Source organism: Cardinium endosymbiont of Dermatophagoides farinae (genome assembly GCF_007559345.1).
Taxonomy (GTDB): domain Bacteria; phylum Bacteroidota; class Bacteroidia; order Cytophagales; family Amoebophilaceae; genus Cardinium.
The window spans coordinates 520796-540055 of the sequence record NZ_VMBH01000001.1 but is presented as its reverse complement, the minus strand read 5'-3'; the positions used below and the strand labels follow the sequence as shown (position 1 = coordinate 540055).

General features: G+C 38.6%; 16 protein-coding genes and 1 pseudogene. 8 read left to right on the top strand and 9 right to left on the bottom strand.

What is annotated here, in order from left to right; genetic code table 11:
• Positions 1–140 precede the first annotated feature (140 nt).
• Positions 141–344, bottom strand: coding sequence for a hypothetical protein (locus FPG78_RS02505; protein ID WP_144086472.1), 204 nt, complete (start codon positions 342–344; stop codon positions 141–143).
• A 4-nt stretch (positions 345–348) separates the two neighbouring features.
• The gene (locus tag FPG78_RS02500) at positions 349–927 is read right to left on the bottom strand and encodes an ATPase (protein WP_144086471.1); all 579 of its coding nucleotides are present in this window, start codon (positions 925–927) and stop codon (positions 349–351) included.
• 423 nt (positions 928–1350) lie between these two features.
• Here FPG78_RS02500 and hslU point away from each other — a divergent pair.
• The 3 genes and pseudogenes from hslU (at position 1351) to lon (ending at position 6673) form a co-directional block, all read left to right on the top strand.
• A pseudogene (gene hslU / locus FPG78_RS08415) lies at positions 1351–2660 on the top strand (ATP-dependent protease ATPase subunit HslU).
• Positions 2661–2783: 123 nt separating this feature from the next.
• On the top strand, positions 2784–4094 hold the full coding sequence (gene rseP / locus FPG78_RS02490) for an RIP metalloprotease RseP (RefSeq protein WP_144086470.1): 1311 nt from the start codon (positions 2784–2786) through the stop codon (positions 4092–4094).
• Between the two features lie 101 nt (positions 4095–4195).
• Positions 4196–6673, top strand: coding sequence for an endopeptidase La (lon, locus tag FPG78_RS02485; protein WP_144086469.1), 2478 nt, complete (start codon positions 4196–4198; stop codon positions 6671–6673).
• A 497-nt stretch (positions 6674–7170) separates the two neighbouring features.
• Here lon and FPG78_RS02480 read toward each other — a convergent pair whose 3' ends face one another.
• A complete protein-coding gene (locus tag FPG78_RS02480) occupies positions 7171–8337 on the bottom strand; it encodes a hypothetical protein (protein ID WP_144086468.1) in 1167 nt (388 codons plus the stop codon).
• Positions 8338–8868: 531 nt separating this feature from the next.
• Between FPG78_RS02480 and mtaB the strand changes: the two genes are divergently transcribed.
• The 4 genes from mtaB (at position 8869) to FPG78_RS02460 (ending at position 12789) form a co-directional block, all read left to right on the top strand.
• A complete protein-coding gene (gene mtaB / locus FPG78_RS02475; protein WP_144086467.1) occupies positions 8869–10185 on the top strand; it encodes a tRNA (N(6)-L-threonylcarbamoyladenosine(37)-C(2))-methylthiotransferase MtaB in 1317 nt (438 codons plus the stop codon).
• The gene (locus tag FPG78_RS02470; protein WP_186292422.1) at positions 10157–10387 is read left to right on the top strand and encodes a palindromic element RPE1 domain-containing protein; all 231 of its coding nucleotides are present in this window, start codon (positions 10157–10159) and stop codon (positions 10385–10387) included. The genes mtaB and FPG78_RS02470 overlap by 29 nt, the downstream gene beginning before the upstream one ends.
• A gap of 59 nt (positions 10388–10446) precedes the next feature.
• Positions 10447–11361 (top strand): hypothetical protein, encoded by a 915-nt coding sequence (locus FPG78_RS02465; protein WP_144086465.1) that lies wholly within the window; start codon positions 10447–10449, stop codon positions 11359–11361.
• A gap of 378 nt (positions 11362–11739) precedes the next feature.
• Positions 11740–12789, top strand: coding sequence for a hypothetical protein (locus FPG78_RS02460; protein ID WP_144086464.1), 1050 nt, complete (start codon positions 11740–11742; stop codon positions 12787–12789).
• 79 nt (positions 12790–12868) lie between these two features.
• On the opposite strand, the gene rsmG is transcribed toward FPG78_RS02460, so the two are convergent.
• From rsmG to FPG78_RS08330, 5 genes are all read right to left on the bottom strand, one after another.
• Positions 12869–13483: a 16S rRNA (guanine(527)-N(7))-methyltransferase RsmG gene (gene rsmG / locus FPG78_RS02455; protein ID WP_144086463.1), complete on the bottom strand. Its 615-nt coding sequence runs from the start codon at positions 13481–13483 to the stop codon at positions 12869–12871.
• A 168-nt stretch (positions 13484–13651) separates the two neighbouring features.
• Entirely contained in the window at positions 13652–13855 is a 204-nt protein-coding gene (locus tag FPG78_RS02450; RefSeq protein WP_144086462.1) for a hypothetical protein, read from the bottom strand.
• Positions 13833–14393 carry an ATP-dependent protease subunit HslV gene (hslV, locus tag FPG78_RS02445; RefSeq protein WP_186292421.1) on the bottom strand — a complete coding sequence of 187 codons (561 nt, stop codon included), beginning with the start codon at positions 14391–14393 and terminating at the stop codon, positions 13833–13835. The genes FPG78_RS02450 and hslV overlap by 23 nt, the downstream gene beginning before the upstream one ends.
• A gap of 70 nt (positions 14394–14463) precedes the next feature.
• Entirely contained in the window at positions 14464–15516 is a 1053-nt protein-coding gene (locus tag FPG78_RS08335; RefSeq protein WP_338140435.1) for a dihydrolipoamide acetyltransferase family protein, read from the bottom strand.
• 17 nt (positions 15517–15533) lie between these two features.
• Entirely contained in the window at positions 15534–15650 is a 117-nt protein-coding gene (locus FPG78_RS08330) for a biotin/lipoyl-containing protein (RefSeq protein ID WP_338140434.1), read from the bottom strand.
• 419 nt (positions 15651–16069) lie between these two features.
• Between FPG78_RS08330 and tilS the strand changes: the two genes are divergently transcribed.
• Positions 16070–17431 (top strand): tRNA lysidine(34) synthetase TilS, encoded by a 1362-nt coding sequence (gene tilS / locus FPG78_RS02435; protein ID WP_144086460.1) that lies wholly within the window; start codon positions 16070–16072, stop codon positions 17429–17431.
• 14 nt (positions 17432–17445) lie between these two features.
• Here tilS and FPG78_RS02430 read toward each other — a convergent pair whose 3' ends face one another.
• Positions 17446–19236, bottom strand: coding sequence for an AAA family ATPase (locus FPG78_RS02430; protein ID WP_186292420.1), 1791 nt, complete (start codon positions 19234–19236; stop codon positions 17446–17448).
• Between the last annotated feature and the right edge of the window lie 24 nt (positions 19237–19260).

The window sequence follows — 19260 nt, the reverse complement described above, 5'->3', positions numbered from 1 at the left end:
ATAGATAGCTGATTGGGAAATATAAAAAGAGGCTCCCCCACCCTACCGGACCTATTTAAATGCGCAAGCACTTCTGCCAAAAAGGAAGGGTATTGGATGGTTTTTATGTGGTTAGTAAACATAGATGATCTGTTTACGTCTTAGGTTGTCTCTTCGGTTCTGTTATACTTTTCATCTAACTCTTTTAATACTTCTATTGCCGGTCGAATAATCACCTTACCCTTGTCATCTCCCAGGACAAGCGACCTATTCTCCGCAGCAGCCGCCTTTACCATTTTATAGTTGGCTTTATTGACTCCCTCGAGCAGTCTTTTTATAAATGGGCTTATTTCAGGCGTGTTCATATGTTTACTGTTTACTTTGTTTTAGGATACTTTCCCAAGCATCCTTATTTAGGATTTGTTCTTTTTTCGCCATTTTTTTATAAGCAATTACCTCAGAGTTAGAATTTTGGCTATTAAGAATGATCCAATTATCACAAATGGGAAGGTATAGGGTCACTAAGTTTACTATACTCCTATTATATCTTCTTTCTATAGTTTCAACAGGAATATTGTATCCCCCGTTTGCAATTCTCTTCTGCACGCGTTCTTTAGCTATGTCAACGGAACTCAACCAAAAGTAATATAAGGAGATGACATAATCTTTATTTTTTGCTCTTTTGATAAAGGATACATAGCTGCGACTTGCCAAAGTTGTTTCCAGTGCAAAATTTACCTCTTTTTCCATCAATTCATTTATGCGAGCGATCATTAGTTTTCCCGCTTGCATAGAAACTTTATCAGGATCGAAAGGAGACAATCCAAAAGCTATTTGATTAGCATTGACGAATTCCTTACAGTCCAAAATATCAGGCAAGATCGTAAAACTTGCCGTGGTCTTTCCGGCTCCATTGGGTCCAGATATTATATATAGATGGTTTATCATACAAAAATGATAAAAGAGCAATTAACAAATGCTTTTTGTTAAATTTTGATAGAAACAGTATGCTATGTATAGCTTGTTTTTGCAATGTACTAATTTTTAAATTAGGTTATTTTTAATCTTCAAAAATTAGTAAATTTAGGTAACATTAGGCCTTCTTCAAAACCTATTTGTGATCAGCAGTTTTTAGGAGAAGCGCAGCCGAGCACCGCAGAATACTAAATGTATTTGAGGAGCATAGACAAGCTTCGACACCAAAACTGCCATTAGAAATAGGTTTTCCAGAAGGTCTATTAGATGCCAATAGCGTCCTACTATCTTGACCACAAGAGGGTGGCGTATACTTATTTTATAGATCCAAGAAATGATGTCAGCTGATCCACGTGCCCTTACCCAAAAGAAACTGTAGAAGAACTAGATAAATATATTATCGGTCAAGCAGAAGCCAAGCGCAACGTTGCAGTTGCATTGCGGAATAGATGGCGCAGAATGCAAGTCACAGCGCAGCTCAAGGAAGACATTATTCCAAACAATATTTTAATGATTGGGCCAACTGGCGTAGGCAAAACAGAAATAGCCAGGCGACTGGCCAAAATTGCAAAAGTTCCTTTTACCAAAGTAGAAGCCTCTAAATTTACAGAAGTGGGCTATGTAGGACGTGATGTAGAGAGCATGGTCAGGGATTTAGTCGAACGTGCCGTAGCCATGGTAAAAGCAGAAAAAATGGAAGCCATCCAACATAAAGCGGTTCAGCAGGTAGAAGAAGTGATTTTAGATATATTGCTTCCTCCACTTCATCCAAAAACCAGAGCAGATCAATCTGCAGAAGTGGAAGAAGGCGGCGATGCTACTCGAGCACGTTTTCGTGAAAAGCTAAGAAGCGGTGCACTAGATCAACAGCAAATAGAAATCAAAGTAACCAAAGCTACCCCATCTGGGGTATAAATAGTTTAGGAGCAGGTCCTGCTATAGACGAAGGGTTTGTAATAAACTTTCAGGATATGCTCAGCAATTTTTTACCCAAACAAACTAAAAAAAGAAAAGTAACCATTGCAGAGGCACGTGCATTGCTATTAACAGAAGAACTCACCAAACTCATTGATATGAGTGCAGTTAAAGAGGAAGCCTTAGCCAGAGCCAGCAATACAGGGATTATTTTTATAGATGAGATTGATAAAATTGCCCATACCAGTCAAGGCAATAGTCCAGGTGTAAGCCGAGAAGGCGTGCAGCGTGACCTTTTACCGATTGTAGAGGGCAGTACGGTACAAACCAAACATGGCCCCATCGATACAGATCATATTCTCTTTATTGGAGCGGGTGCTTTTCATATGGCCAAGCCATCTGACCTTATCCCGGAATTACAAGGCCGATTTCCCATCCGAGTAACACTAGAAAACCTCTCACAAAAAGATTTTTATAAGATTCTAGACGAACCCAAAAGCGCATTACCCATTCAGTATCAGGCACTATTGTCGGTAGAAAAAGTTAGGCTCGATTTTAGTCCAGAAGCCAAACAAGAAATTGCAGCTACTGCTTACTTGCTCAATGAAGAGATAGAAAACATTGGTGCACGGCGGTTGCAAACCGTAATGAGTCATCTACTAACGCCCATACTATTTGATGTACCAGATACCATTACCCCCGACACGGCCATTACCATCACCAAAGAAATGGTTCAAGACGCGCTAGCAGATTTAATAAAACGAAAAGATCTGAGCAGCTATATCTTATAAGGGTGCTTTTTAGTAGACAACTCATTTTTTCCATCCATAACGCAGTCTGCATCATGCTTTAAGACATATTCTCTATTTTTTGCTTATATTTATGCACTAATACAATAACGATTACTATACCATATGGCGTTTCTTATTAAGACTGTTCAATTTTTGGCAGCTCTATTCATTATGGTTGGCATGCATGAATTGGGTCATCTACTCTTTGCCAAGCTGTTTAAAATGCGGGTCAACAGCTATATGATTGGATTCCCGCCTAAAATATTTAAAATAAAATGGGGTGAAACGGAATATTCCTTAGGATCGATCCCGCTAGGTGGAGCGGTTCAGATTGCAGGTATGGTGGATGAGTCATTGGATACCAATCATCTGCAGCATAGCCCACAGCCTTGGGAGTTTCGTTCAAAGCCAGCTTGGCAGCGGCTGATTGCTATACTGGGGGGTATTATTTTTAACCTGATCAGTGCCATCTTTATATGGATTGGTTTAACCTATATGATGGGCTATAACTATTTACCTAAAGATGAAGTAAATAAATATGGAATTATACCCAGTGCAATAGGTAGCCAAATGGGTTTTAAAATAGGGGACCAAATCATCCAAATCAATGGAAAAGATTTTGAAGATTTTAATGATATCCTATCGCCCAACCTTTTACTCCGTAGTAAAAGCTACTATACCATTGAAAGAGCTGGTAAGCTACTCGAACTACCCATTCCAGAAAAGCTCATAGAAGACTTTGCAGACCTAAAAAAAGATATGTTTATACGGCCCATTTACCCTTGTTTCATTCAAGAGGTTGCCCCGGGCAGCAATGCTGCACAAGCAGGTTTAATGGATGGAGATCAAATCATTGAAGTAGCGGGCCAATCTACGCTTGACATAGGTGAATTAAGGAAGATCGTTAAAGCTTCTATAGATACAACCGTCAAAGTGGCCTATCTACGCGATGGTAGGCAAATGTCCACCGCTATTCAGGTGAGCCAGCAAGGATTAGGTATTCAATTGGATGCATCTCCATATAGGTATAAAAACTTAAATTATTCATTTATAGCATCTATTCCTATTGGTCTAGGCAAAACTTGGGATTTGATGCAGGCACAATTCTTAGCCATCTGGAAATTAATTACAGGCAAGCTGAATTTAAAAAACTCTTTAAGTGGTCCCATTGGCATTGCCCAAAGCTTTGGCAATGAGTTTATTGGATATAGATTCTGGATGTTGGTTGCTTCTTTATCCATTGCCATTGCTGTAATCAATTTGCTACCCATTCCAGCATTAGATGGAGGGCATGCTTTATGCATATTGTATGAAGCAATATCTGGCAGAAAACCTTCTGACAGATTTTTAAAAACCACCCAAAAATTGGGGATGATTCTTATACTTTTACTTACGTTTTATGCATTGAGTAATGATATTCGTAAGTTATTATAAATAATTAGCAAGCCTATTATTTTCACTTTTCTGGCATATTATTTGCTTGTACTATTATATACTTTATAATAGAAACGTAAATATAAACCATTTATAACCATATGTACTTCAATAAGTCACTAGTAATGGATGGGGGCCTTGCTTCTGGATGGGGTGAGGATGGCATAGGCGGCATGGTAGAGCTGATTGTCTCTGATGAAAAAGAACAGCCCTCTGATGAGGGGACCCAAGATAAAATACCCTTGTTAGCGCTTCGTAACACGGTACTTTTTCCCAATGTTGTGGTACCTATTACCGTTAAGGAAAGGCAGGCGGTGCATTTGATAGAAACCATACATGAAAAAGATGGGCTACTAGGCATTATTGCACAACGCAACCCAGAAACCTTTGAAGGTAAGCCAAGCGATATTTATCTAATAGGTACACTAGCTAAAATCATTAAAATCATTAATTTACCAAATGGTAAAACGATTGCTTTGGTGCATGGCAGGCAAAAATTTTACACCATTCAACTCTTTACAGAGTCATTAGGGCTAGAAGCTACCATTCAACTGCTCAAAGACCAACCTTATAAAGAAGATAAAAAAGTGCTTGCACTCATGCAGTCATTGAAAGATGTTGCAATTAAGATCCTTAAGTTTCGATCTGAGGGCTCTAGTGAAGCGCAGGCTATGCTAGCCAATATTAAAAGCCTACATTTTCTTACCTACTTTTTAGCTTCTAATTTAAATACAGATATCGATTACAAGCAAAAGTTACTATCATTAAACAACAGCAGCAAACGCGCCAACTTGCTTTTAAAGCATCTGCTTAAAGAGCTAGAAATCTCCGAGCTTAAAAAAGAGATTCAGGATAAAGTGCATTCCGATATTAGCCAGCAGCAACGGGATTATTACTTAAGACAACAAGTTAAAGTACTCCAAGATGAACTTGGTGAAAACGACCTTTCGGATGAAATCGACGCATTGCGTGAAAAAGGCAATAAAAAACAATGGCCTAAAGAAGTAGCAGATTATTTTAAAAAAGCATTGGAAAAAGCAGAGCGGATCAGTCCCCATAGTCCAGACTACTCTATCAGCATCAACCATGCAGAGCTACTCGTAGAGCTTCCTTGGAATACCTACACCAAAGATAATCTAGACCTGAACCGCGCCAAGAAGATTTTTGATGTAGACCACTATGGTATTGAAAAAGTAAAAGAGCGTCTTTTAGAGTTTTTAGCGGTATTACAGCTAAAAAAGAATATGAAAGGGCCTATTTTATGTTTATGTGGTCCTCCTGGGGTAGGCAAAACATCTTTAGGCAAGTCTATTGCAAAAGCAATGGGTAGGAAGTATGCCCGCATTGCATTAGGAGGGCTAAATGATGAAGCAGAGATACGTGGCCATAGAAAAACCTATATTGGCGCCATGCCTGGAAAAATCATCTATAACATTCAAAAAATGGGTTCATCCAATCCGATTATTGTATTGGATGAAATAGATAAAATAGACGGCATGCGTGGGGATCCAGCATCTGCCCTACTTGAGGTCCTAGATCCAGAGCAAAACAATGCTTTTGTAGATAATTTTTTGGAGGTTCCATACGACCTTTCTAATATTTTGTTTGTGGCCACTGCCAATTCGATGGATCGTATTCCAGCTGCTTTACAAGACAGAATGGAGGTTATTGAAGTAAGTGGTTATCTGCTAGAAGAAAAGATAGAAATTGCAAAAAAATATCTTTTCCCCAAAGAAAGAAAAGAGCATGGCCTAAAAGCTACCGATTTAGCCATACAAGATGATGCCTTTGCCACCATTATAGCAAGTTACACACGGGAATCTGGTGTGCGTGAGCTATCGCGTCAGATCGCCAATATTTGCAGAAAAACTGCCAAATCGATTGCTTTAAGCGAAGCTTACACCAAAAAACTCAAACCATCAGATGTCATTACTTTACTTGGTCCAGAGCCATTTGACCAGGTCCCTTATCACACCACACCGCTGCCTGGTGTTTCGGTTGGTTTAGCATGGACTGCCTCTGGTGGTGAAATTCTTTTTATAGAATCTGTGTTGAGCAAAGGGAAAGGGAGGGTTAATTTGTCTGGCCACTTAGGAGAAGTAATGAAGGAATCTGCTATGACTGCTCTTTCTTACCTAAAAGCAAACGACCAATACCTTGACGTATCACATGGTGTGTTTGAAAATTATGACCTACACATTCATGTACCCTCTGGCGCCGTTCCTAAGGATGGTCCTTCTGCAGGGATTACCCTTTTTACCTCATTGGCCTCTCTCTATACCCAAAAAAAGGTTAAAGACCGCTTGGCTATGACAGGAGAAATTACCCTACGCGGCGAAGTACTGCCAGTAGGTGGCATTAAAGAAAAAATTCTAGCCGCAAAGCGTGTGGGCATGAAAGAGATTATACTCAGCAGCAAAAACAAAAAAGATGTTCAAGAGATCAAAGAAATCTACCGTGAAAATTTAATATTTCACTATGTAGATTCTGTAGATCAGGTCTATCAGCTGGCATTGCAAGAAAATAAAATACCTGGTGCAAAGATCTGGGATGGTAGTGAAACGATAGCAAGTAAGTAAGTAAAGGGTCGGCTCTGTCCACTTAAGTGGACAGAGCCGGAGAGATATCTGTTCAAGTCAATGGCTAATAAGGCAATTTATCGCACTTTTTTATCAAGAAAAAAGTGCGCAAAAAATCAAGCCCTCGGCAAAAAGTTGCGGAATCCGCCCTTACAGATGGAATTTGTATCCTTACTTTTTGCTTGATCAAAAAGTAAGCAAAAAATCAAGCGCTGATGGAAAAAGTTGCTGAAAGTGCAGACTTACAGATGGAAAAACAGGAACCGCCCGCTCCGCGGGCTTGAAAGGAATCTGTTTTTCCTAATCATCTGTAAGCTGCACTTTCTGATCGTAACTTTTTCCAAGGGCGCGTTTTTCTTGTTTTGGAGGTGATAATGCCATATGACTGAATAAATAAAGTGATAGACTTAACACGCCTACCTTGCGCTCAGATTAAATTAAGCAGATGATGTAAGGAAAGTAAGTAGGCATTTACATTCCTACTTACTTATAGCATACTATAGATTATTTAGAACGGTCTGCTTGCTTTCTTCCTTTTGGATCTTTTCTTCTACTATGTTTATACACTTTCTATACCTCGAACGTAATGGTTTTTCAAACAACAAACTTTTTTTCTTAGATTCAGATTTAGCCTCAAGGAGGGTACGCTTGATACGCTTAAGCTGCCCTGAGTCTAAATGCAAGAGATCGACTAAACCTTCTACAAATTGTTCAAAGATATCCGAAAAGCAATCCGCCATATTACGCAATGGATTACGTTCTTTTTTATCTTTAAAAAAGAACATATCAAATATTTCTTGATTGCTGCAACCTAAACCTTGTAGCAGTTTAATCAAGTTTTTACATAGATTTAGATTATGTTCAATTTTATCTTTAATTTTATCTTCTATAGGAACAGGAAAAGGAATAAGAAAAGGAATAGGACAGCGTGTAACATAGTGCAATAGACATCTATCTTTTCTATCCTTCAATAGGAAATGCTCTAACTTATATTTACAGATTGTTTTTGAAATTATAGAAGAGAAATCGCCAGGGTCGGCATTCGAGAATGACTTTCTACTTAAGTTAAGTAGCACCTTAATTGGAGGCCTACCATTTTTGTCTTGGCTCGTGAAATCTATAGCTTCATATTTCTCTAGAAGCTTAAGTAAAATTTTTTGTATTTTTTTTGTTGCAAGCAGATCCTTTTGAATAAGGTCCAAGATGTAATGGAAAGAACTAATACCCTCTTTTGCTTTATTAAAATCTATATATTTAGAATATTTTATCATTTCCTCGATAAGGTCGAAAAATTTATTAGATTTTTTATGTGCAAAGAGTTCGTGTGAAACGGCTTTCTGTAGAAGGATTGCAAGTATAGTTAACTTATCTTTATAATAATAATATTGGTTTAAGATCTGCTTGATATCTTCGGAATTAGAATCATTCAAAATGGGCAGCAACTCTCTCACTGTTTGTACTAGATTACCATTTCCGAATATATCTTTGAGTGTAGGAGTATCTTCACACAAAGGTAAGTAGGACATCTTGCAGGACTCCCCCCACATATTCTGCTGCTTAATAGTACAACCGGCACTGAATTGTAACGATAAAGCAAGGGGTAACGCAGTAATCCCTTGTACAAATACATTAGATAGTTTCGTACTCCCTTTATTATTTTTCATATATTATGGTTTTGATTATTGTTTAGTTTTTAGTAAATTATTTGTTTTATTGTTTAAAGAGCATAAAAACTTGCTTACGATTATGCAAAGATAGTCAATCGATTTTGAAAAACCAGGTTGCAGCTAAAATTTTACAATTTTAAGGCAGGTTGCTATTATAAATTCGACAGTCCATCTAGTGATTTCCTACGAATTGGCAAGCGATTGTAAACCTAGTTCAAATCAATTCAAACTGCCACTTAGAGATTCCAAAAAGCCAATTGGCCAGATTTGTTTACATTTGTATACCTTTTTACGTAAACTTGTCTAAACTTTAAATAGCTTTACCTTATTGATAGGCTTGAACCGATATCATCCCAGTAGGTTATTAGACCTTCTGCAAAACCTATTGCTAAATGGCAATTTTGTGGTCTATGCTCCTCAAATACATTTAGTATGCTGGCGACTGCGCTTCTCCTAAAAACTGCTGATCACAAATAGGTTTTGAAGAAGGTCTCTTGAGATAAATCACTGAAAAACTTTAACAACCGAATGAAAAAAGTTGCTTTTCATACCCTAGGCTGCAAATTGAATTTTTCCGAAACCTCTGCGATTGGTCGATTGTTTACAGAAAAAGGATTTGTTTCTGTAACCTTAGCGCAACGGCCGCATGTTTTTGTCTTGAACACCTGTTCTGTAACGGAGCATGCAGACCATAAGTGTGCAAGAATTGTTAGAGAAGCGCTAAAAATGGCACCAGAGGCCTTTGTAATCGTGATAGGCTGCTATGCCCAACTTAAGCCAGAAGCGATTGCAGCGATACCAGGTGTGGATGCGGTATTTGGCACGCATGAAAAATTCAAGCTGCTTGATTGGATTACCGATTGGAATAAAAAAAAATCGGATGAACCAGCTACGATACAGGTTGCCTCTATCAAAGAAAAGCTAACCTTCTCCCCTGCCTATTCTATAGGCGACCGAACCAGGACTTTTCTTAAAGTACAGGATGGTTGTAGCTATGCCTGTTCTTTTTGTACCATACCACTGGCTAGAGGTCCTAGCAGAAGCGCTACCGTTGCAGAAGTGGTCACACAAGCCAAAGAAATTGTCACCAAAAATGTAAAAGAAATTGTCCTAACCGGTGTTAACTTAGGGGATTTTGGCATCATTGATGCCAAACGCCAAACCAATTTTTTTGAACTGATTCAAGCCTTAGATGAAGTAGATGGGATAGAACGTTTTCGCATCTCCTCTATTGAGCCGAACCTGCTTCGTAATGAAATTATAGATTTTGTAGCCAGCTCCAAACGCTTTGTGCCCCACTTCCACATTCCCCTACAATCTGGTAGTGATAAGATTTTAAAAGCCATGCGCCGCCGCTATTTAACCGCACTGTACCAAGAACGTATAGCCCATATAAAAGCACAAATGCCGACCTGTTGCATAGGCGTAGATGTACTGGTTGGGTTTCCAGGCGAAACAGAAGCAGACTTCTTAGAAAGCTATCATTTTTTAAATCGATTGCCTATTGCCTATATACATGTATTTCCTTACTCAGAAAGACCCAATACAAAAGCAGCTAACATGGCGGGTGTAGTACCGCAACAAGAACGTGTAAAACGGGCCAGAATGCTGCGCATCCTTTCAGAAAAAAAACTCAGAGACTTTTATACCCAACACCTGGGCCATACTGCTACGGTTCTATTTGAATATGGAGCAGATGATGATATAATGGAAGGGTTTACAGAAAATTATATTCGGGTGCAAATACCCTACCAAGAGACATTGGCCAGTAAACTCTGTAAGGTGCGCCTCAAAGAGGTCAACGCAGCAGGAATGGTTGTACCAACATTGTGTACATCCACTTAGGCGTGGTTTTGCTTGGCTTTACGTTAGACCTTCTTCAAAACCTATTTGTGATCAGCAGTTTTTAGGAGAAGCGCAATCGAGCACCGCAGCATACTTAAATGTATGTGAGGAGCGTAGACTAGCTTCGACACCAAAATTGCCATTAGAAATAGGTTCTGCAGAAGGTCTAAGTACAATAGACCTCACCAAAATTGCCATTTAGTAGTCGAGTTTTGAATGAGGCCTAATTTTAAACATTACCTAAAAAAAATAACCTTTCACATGAAATACGCCTATAAACCAATTTTACTTTCTTTATGTACAGCAATATTTACTGGTAGCAAGTGCACAGAGCAAAAATTGGACGAAGTTAAGGATACGCACAATAGTGTAACGAAAAATCATCTTCATGATAAGCTACAAAAAGAGAAGCTGGAAAATGACATAACAGGGGATAAGCTTTTCCCTATTTGTAATAAACAAAAAAATACAGATCACCAAAATGACAGAACAGAAAATGATCTCATCAATGAACAAAAGGAGACAGAACTGGAAGTTAAGGAAAACAAGCTTAAGGAGACCCTGAAAAAGAAAGAGCCAAGTGAACTTGAAATAACATGGAAAAAAAATATACCTGATGGCCTTGGCCGCCTCATCAACTTTATAGACTTTATCCTAAAGGACATAAAAGAGGAAAAAAGTAAACGTTCATACAGATCATACTACCTATTACCAGAATGTAACGTTACAAGCGATAAAATAGAATTTCTAATAAAGCACCATGATTTTTATCTAAAGGCTCTTATGCAATGGTGCCTTAAATTACCGCCTAAAGAACAGCAAGTTCTTAATAAGAAGATAGAAAATAACTCAGATGGCATATACCTTGAAAAGGTATGTATGGAATTAGCTCCAGATTCTAAAAGTAAAAAAAGTCTGGCGGATTTACTTATTGAATATATAAAAAACGAGATAAAAGAATTTCCTGACTTTATGAGTAATAAAGAAATCCTGAGTAAAATGCCAGATAATATCAAAAAATCAATATCACGTAATATAAAAATTTACAAGAGTGTTCAACAAGAGGGATTAAAGAATCTAGAAAGGATATCACGTAACAATACAGGTAATCCACAAGAAAGATCTAAATTTTCACGTTTCATCGAACGGTTGAATGCTAAGAGGAATATATTTTAGTAGAACTGTTCAAAAAGCATCTTAATGACTCCTATGCCCTGCGGCTTATACCCCCCTAATAGGCTTAATTTGTATTTATTTAATCTTCTGGCAATATTATCAAATGCTGATTGGAAAAAGCTTATATGTTGACTACAAATGCATCATACACCCTTTTAGATCTATTGGCAAGCCTTACCTACAAGCAAAATATACCCATAGAAAACGTGTCTTAAGACTACGCAAAGATTTAAGTGGTAAAAACAAGGAGATTATTAGCCTATTATAGAAAGGTTAAAAGCAGAAATAGTATATCTTTTTTTTAATTAATTGAAAATGAGTATATTTGCAGAATATTTTCATATAAAAATTATAATTAAAACAATACATCAAGTTATTATGCTTACTAACAATTTCACTATTCGGCATGCAGTGGTAGTATTTTTATTGTCAACGCTTTCATCATGTTCTGTAGGGAACAAACTAGGTCTCAAACCTTGCCAAGATAAGAAAAATCATCCTAGTGGTCCCGAAATGGGATGGGACCCGTCGGATTGTAGCCATCTAACAAAACCGGATACGCTAAAAAAGTCAGAAGTTGCAATAAAAACAATGCTTGAATCAGAAGACCTTAATAACAATAGTTGCTATACCAATATTAAGACTGGATTAAAGACTGGATTATGCAAAGTATGCACTAAATTGATAACATGCGCTAATTGGAAAAATCATGGTAAGGACTTATTAAGATATTGCATTAAAGGGAGCGCATCTCTAGACTGTGCGAGTTTTGTCTACTTTATTATTCATAAGTTTATAAAGGTAGAAGGAATAGAAACCAAACCAATCATAAAAAATGTAGTACTCCTAATTGGAGCAACGGTAGGATCAATGCTTGCAAGCAAACTAACAGATTCTAAACGTAACTCAGGCCATCCAGATAATCCTAGTGGTCCCGAACCGGGATGGGACCTGTCGGATTGTAGCCATCTAACAGAACCGGATGCGCTAAACAAGTTAGAAGTTGCAACAAAAACAATGCTTGAATCAGAAGACCTTAATAACAATAGTTGGTACACCAAGACTGGATTGTTGAAAACATGCACTAATTGTATCAGTCATGGGAAGTGCATATTGTACTGTATAACAGAAAATTTGCCTATAGGGGCAGTGGCGTTAGCTGGCGGACATATTGGATCCTATTTGTATATACTTAATAATATAGATATGAACAATATAGAAGAAGAAAAACAAGCACTAGCACTAAATCCAACACCAAATATAATAACATGGATAGCAAAACACACTGCACAATACACTGGAGCTGCATTAGGAGCAGCAGTCGCAAATAAGATAGCAAACAGCATACAAGATATATTTTTTAGAAAAAGCAAAGAAAAAGTTGACTTAAATAGTTCTTTAGAGTCCATTGAAGTCGCTGGTACATAAAAATAGAAAATGAGGCGGTTGTGACATATATGCTTTAAGTTGACGGGCTTAATTCTCCATTATTGTGTGAATGAATGACTTATATACCATAAGCGTGCACCAAATACTTTTCTTTAAAAAAAGCTTCGGTAAAATAGCGCTGGAGGGGATATAGGTCGATAGCACATGGTAAAGGTTCAAATGGCGCGCCTTTTAGGTAAAGGATGCCATTGGATAAGCTGTTTTTGCTTTCCAGAGCGATTTTATCTTTTACCCAACTATACAATACAGTTAAGTTGGTAACGCCTCGGCCAACTATAAAGTCATATTGTGTTTTTAGCGCCTCTCCTCTTCCCCAAGCTACGGTAACATTATCTAACCCAAGGGTGGCCACGATGGCTTCTACGGCTTTTATCTTTTTTGCAGTAGCATCGATTAAATGAAAATCAACCGCTGGAAAGATAATGGCCAAAGGAATACCAGGAAAACCTCCTCCTGTGCCAAAATCCAAAATCTTAGTATGGGCAGAAAAAGTGGTCGCCTTGGCAATGGCTAAGGAATGCAAGACATGGTGGAGGTAAAGATGGTCGATATCTTTACGAGATATAAGGTTGATGGTGGCATTCCAATGGGCATAAATGGCACCTAAACGATTAAAAAGTTCAATTTGAGCCGGTGAGAGCTCAGGAAAATAATGCGATATAATAGACTTCATTCAAAACTCGATTGCTAAATGGAATTCTTTATCTTATTTTTTGCTTGATCAAAAAGTAAGCAAAAAATCAAGCGCTGATGGAAAAAGTTGCTGAAAGCACAACTTACAGCTGGAAAAACAGAATCAACCCTGCAAGTCCACCTAACTGTTTTTCTATTCATCTGTAAGCTACACTTTCTGATCGTAACTTTTTCCAAAGGCGCGTTTTTCCTTGTTTTCAAAGTAGTAGTGCCATAGGGCTTCTAAGAAACCACACTCAAATACAGTTTCTTGCTTAGGTATAACCCACATCTGTGGGTGGGAGCTGAATGGATATCTTCTTCTGGAGGTAGCGTGGCCATATAAAGGGTCATTTTGTTCTTTCTTCTTCATCTTGCAATGTTTCAAAGACAAAATTGTGATTGGTATAAATACAAATATCGGCTGTTATGGTCAAACTGGCGCGAACCATTTCCATAGCGGTTAAATGAGGGGCATGTTTCATCAAAGCCATAGCAGCAGATTGGGCATACATGCTGCCTGATCCAATCGCTGCTAAGGGATAATCTGGTTCCAATACATCACCTGTACCGGTCACCATTAATAAGGTGTCTTGATTGGCTACTATCAACATCGCTTCCAATCGCCTCAGCATACGATCTGTACGCCAATCCTTGGCCAGCTCAATGGCGGCTCGCTTCATATTGCCATGATAGCTTTGGAGCTTTTCTTCAAAGCGTTCCAATAAGGTAAAAGCATCGGCTGTAGAACCGGCAAATCCGGCTAAAATCTTGCCTCCAAAAAGCTTTCTTACCTTTTTAACGTTATGCTTGGAAACGGTATGGCCAAATGTAGCCTGGCCGTCTGCACCAATGACTACGGCTCCATTATGAATAATGGCTAAAACAGTGGTCGACTTAACTTGGGTCATAATGATTTGTACGGATTAGCAGTTTATAAGAATAGACGCAATGGTTCTTCCAAGAATCCTTTTAAGGTAGCTAAAAACAATGCCCTACGGCACCATCGACAGCACGGTGGTCACAAGAGAGGGTAACCTCTAGCATATGCGCAGGAACAATCTGATTGTCTTGCACAATAGGTATCTGCTGCACCGCACCAACTGCTAAAATACAAGCCGCTGGTGGGTTAATAATAGCTGCAAAGGATGCGATACCCAACATGCCTAAATTTGAAATGGTAAAAGTAGCACCTGTAGTATCTTTAGGTGTAAGTTTTTTGCCCCGTTCAGAGAAGATTTTTACTTCTTTACTAATTGCTACGAGCGGTTTTCGGTCTGCAAAACGAACAACAGGAACGATTAAACCCTCTTCAACGGCTATAGCTACACCTATATGGACATCCTGGTAGCTTCTAATCTTATCGGCTAACCAGGCAACATTTACCTTTGGATGCTGCGCAAGCGCTAAGGCCGTAGCCTTAATAATCAAATCATTCATAGAAATCTTTGTTGCCGCGTGGAGGTTCAACGCTGCACGCAGCGCAACGATTTTGTCCATATTGATGGCAACCGTTAAGTAAAAATGGGGAATATTCATTTTACTCTCTGTCAGCACCTTTGCTATGGTCTGACGCATAGGGGTAATCGGAAGGTCTTGATAGGATGGTTCAGTGGAGTCTGCACCGATATAAGCTTGGTGCACGCCATCAGGAACAAAATGGATAACATCTTTCTTAACCACCCGTCCAGCCGGACCAGAGCCTTGCACCTGTGTGATGTCATACCCCTTTTCTTTTGCTATTTTTTTGGCTAAAGGTGAAGCACAAAAGCGATCTGAAGGTAAAGGTTCGGTAGAGGAGGTAGGTGCTACTACTTTGGCAGCTACAACTGGATCAACTGGAGCAGATGGATTAGAAGGCAACGCTACATCCGTATGCGTAGCGCCATCTATAGAAGCAGTAGCCGCAAGCAACGCATTGATGTCTTCTTCTGCCTCCCCTATAATGGCAATAATGTCATTAACCCGTGCCGCTGATTGCTCGGGTACACCTATATACAACAACGTACCATCTTCATAGGCTTCTAGCTCCATGGTAGCTTTATCTGTCTCTACTTCAGCAAGGATATCCCGGCTACCACCTTATCCCCTACTTGCTTTACCCAACGGCTTATGATACCATTCTGCATGGTATCACTCATCTTAGGCATCCTAATGAACTCTGCCATATGCTTCGAATTAAAAATAATCTAATAACTACCCTGGATAGTATTTGTTCAGGTTAGTGGAAAAAAAGGTATTTTTATGCTAATCTTTTCTTGCTAAAAAAATAGCATAAAATGATTTTTCTTTAACTTTTCAATAAATTTACATATAATTTAGCAACTTAGCTGTATGCGTTTAACATTATGACTATAGTAGAAAAATGCCCCTGTAAAAAGCTTATATCTATCCTTTTGGTCATATGGTCATACCAGCCTACAACAAGAGACCTTCTGCAAAACCTATTTCTAATGGCAATTTTGGTGTCGAAGCTTGTCTATGCTCCTCAAATGCATTTAGTATTCTGCGGTGCTCGACTGCGCTTCTCCTAAAAACTGCTGATCACAAATAGCTTTTGCAGAATGTCTAAGATAAAAATGCCTACATGTTAACATCTTTTTTAGCCTTTCTAGCGCGTAAGCAGCTCATCACAGGTCAAACGACTCTTTTAGCAGTAAGTGGTGGCGTGGATTCTGTGGTACTCATGCATTTATTCAAACAGGCTGGCCTGCCTTTTGCAATTGCCCATTGTAACTTCAAGTTACGTGGCGCAGAAGCAGAGGCTGCAACGGAATTGGTAAAAGGCTTAGCGGAATCCTACCAAGTGCCTTTTTATAGTACCTGCTTTGACACCACTACTTTTACATGCCACTATAAAGTTTCGATACAAATGGCTGCCAGAAGCTTACGCTACGAATTTTTTGACAAACTGCTGCAGCAACATGGATGGCATCAAGTGGCTACCGCACACCACTGGGATGATGCGATTGAAACGATACTATTTAACTTTATTAAAGGAACAGGCATTAAGGGGCTCTATGGCATAGAGCCAATTAGCCCGCTTCCGAGAGGTATAGATGGCCAGATCATACGTCCCTTGCTCTTTGCCAGAAAAAAGGAAATAATAGCTTATGCACAACAAGAAAAGTTGCACTGGCAAGAGGATAGCTCCAATAGATCCAACCACTATCAAAGAAACTTTATCCGAAACAAAGTCATCCCGCTCTTACACCAAATCAATCCAAACTTTGAGGCCACCACGCAAGAAACCGCTACAAAACTAAAAGATATAGGCACCTTCTTTGACGGCCATCTGGCTGAGCTTAAAAAAGAGCGCATCACTTTTAAAGATGGTATCCATTACCTAGCCATTGACCCAATCATCGATCAGCCATGGGCAGCTACAGTTGCATTTGAGCTATTGCGTCCTTATGGCTTTACCTTTCAAGCTATTAAAAAGCTTATAAAAGGCGATAGAATCAGCGGAAAAACAATTCATTCAACAGACTATACGCTATATGTAGATAGAAAAGCGTGGTTGATCATCCCTAAAAAACGACCATTGCTGCAACAAGCAGCCATTACCTCTACAACAGAGTCATATGGAGATTATAGACTACACCTTCACATCTATGCCAGCGCCAACTATATCATTAAAAAAACAGCAATGGTCGGCGCATTCGATTATGATCGGCTACAATTTCCACTGATGATACGTCCGTGGCAAGCTGGAGATTTTTTCCACCCCCTTGGCATAAAAGGACGTAAAAAAATCAGTGATCTATTGATTGACCTTAAAATACCAATGGCCATAAAAAATAAAGTACTGGTAGTCACCAGTAAGGATCAGATTATATGGGTAGTAGGCCATCGCATAGACGAACGCTTTAAAATAAAAGAGACCACAAAAAAGGTATTGGAAATAGCAGCGGGTAAACAAGACCTTCTACAGATTCCATCTGGTTGATCAAGCGGGTGATTTTATTTTTTGATATGATCTTCATGTATTTCATAGTCCCAGTTATCGATCATTCTGGTTTCCTCATTGAAGTTAATGCCTAGTAGTATAATGGCTTTTTGTCTGAGTAAATAAGGTTTATAATACCCGTTTGCTTTGATTTGTTCTAAGGCTATTTTTCCGCTGGATTTATACTTTATTTCTATAATAAAAATGGCCGTTTCTAGTTCTAGCACAATATCGGATCTGCCTTGACTAGATGCTGACTCACTATGCATATGCATTTTTCTCCCACCTAAAAATCCCAATCCTTGCAGTAGCATATGTAAATTACTATAGTACTGTTTTTCTTGCTTCGTGTCAGACCTCTTTCGAAACTCGATTTCTGATGGCAATTTTGGTGTCGAAGCTTGTCTACACTCCTCAAATACAGCTGAGTATTCTGCGGTGCTCGACCACGCTTCTCCTAAAAATTGCTGATCACAAATCGCTTTCGAAAGAGGTCTAATATAGTAAGGAAGCGCCGCAAAAGCTATGTTGATATGTTCTATAAAGGTATCAATTTTTTTATCAGCTAATGCATGTCTAATTTTATCCCGCTCTTGTATAAAGTAATCTTTTACGCGTCGCTCTAAGGTATCTTGAATTGTTTGCGCAAAAGCCTTTGCTACTTCTTGATTAGGAAACTTGAGTTTATAAATACCTGTAGATGGTTCATAATGTGCTATGGTTAGATATCCGGTTTGAAACATCAATGCTTTTAAACTGATTTCGCTCCTACTACCGGTATACATTAACTGATGTCTATAGGCATCAATGGGTAGTTCATCTAGGTTAAATCTATCAGGATCTGATAACATTTGACTGATTATCAACGTAGAGCTTCCCGATTCATACCAGTAGTCTTCTCGCTTCCCCTCTTTAAAAAAATGAAGGGTAGACCAAGGGTTGTAAACCGAAGGACCTTTCTCATAAAACTTATAACCATTATAATGGCTAGCAATCTCTTGCATGACTTTCTCTTGGGTCACTGGCCCGCCCAGCTCTTCACTCCAAGTAGCAGCAACCATGGCTATACGATCGGAGAATACTTCTAATAACTCTTGTTCGGTATAACCAAACATAGCGGCTGCACTTTTATCAATCGTAAGATCGCTTAAATGATTGGCCCCTGAAAATACATCAGATAAACTGAATTTGCTTACGCCAGTGATAAAGGTAAATTGAAAACGTTTATTGAGTGATTTTAAAGTCATAAAGAAATCTTTCATGACCTTGATATTGGCCTGTTCCAAATCTGATCCTTTCTGCAAATTGACAACTGGCGCATCATACTCATCTATAAGCACTACTATATTGGATTCATAACCATTGCTGAGTTTTGAAAGTGCTTCTATTAAGTTTTCTAGCCCATCTTGTATATCTGGGACCTGTATGGTTAAACCATATAAACAAGCAATTTTATCTAACTTACTTTTTAAGCTGTTTTCCAAACAGTTCGGATTGTGGTTCAGACCTGAAAAATCTATGTTGATTATAGGATATTTCTTCCATGTATACCCATTTTCTGGCCTACCTATATGGTAATCTTTAAAAACTTCTTGTTCTCCGCTGCATATAGTATCTAACGTATCAATAAATAGAGATTTTCCAAATCTTCTAGGTCGAGCTATAAAAATAGGATTTCTCTTTTCAATCAACTCCTGTGCATATTTTGTTTTGTCTACATAGTAGCCTGTTTCAATGACGGATTTAACATCTGAGTAACCAATAGGCAGTGCATCTATCTTACGGATGACTTTATCTTTTTCCATCTCTTTTTCCATTTTTTTGATGAT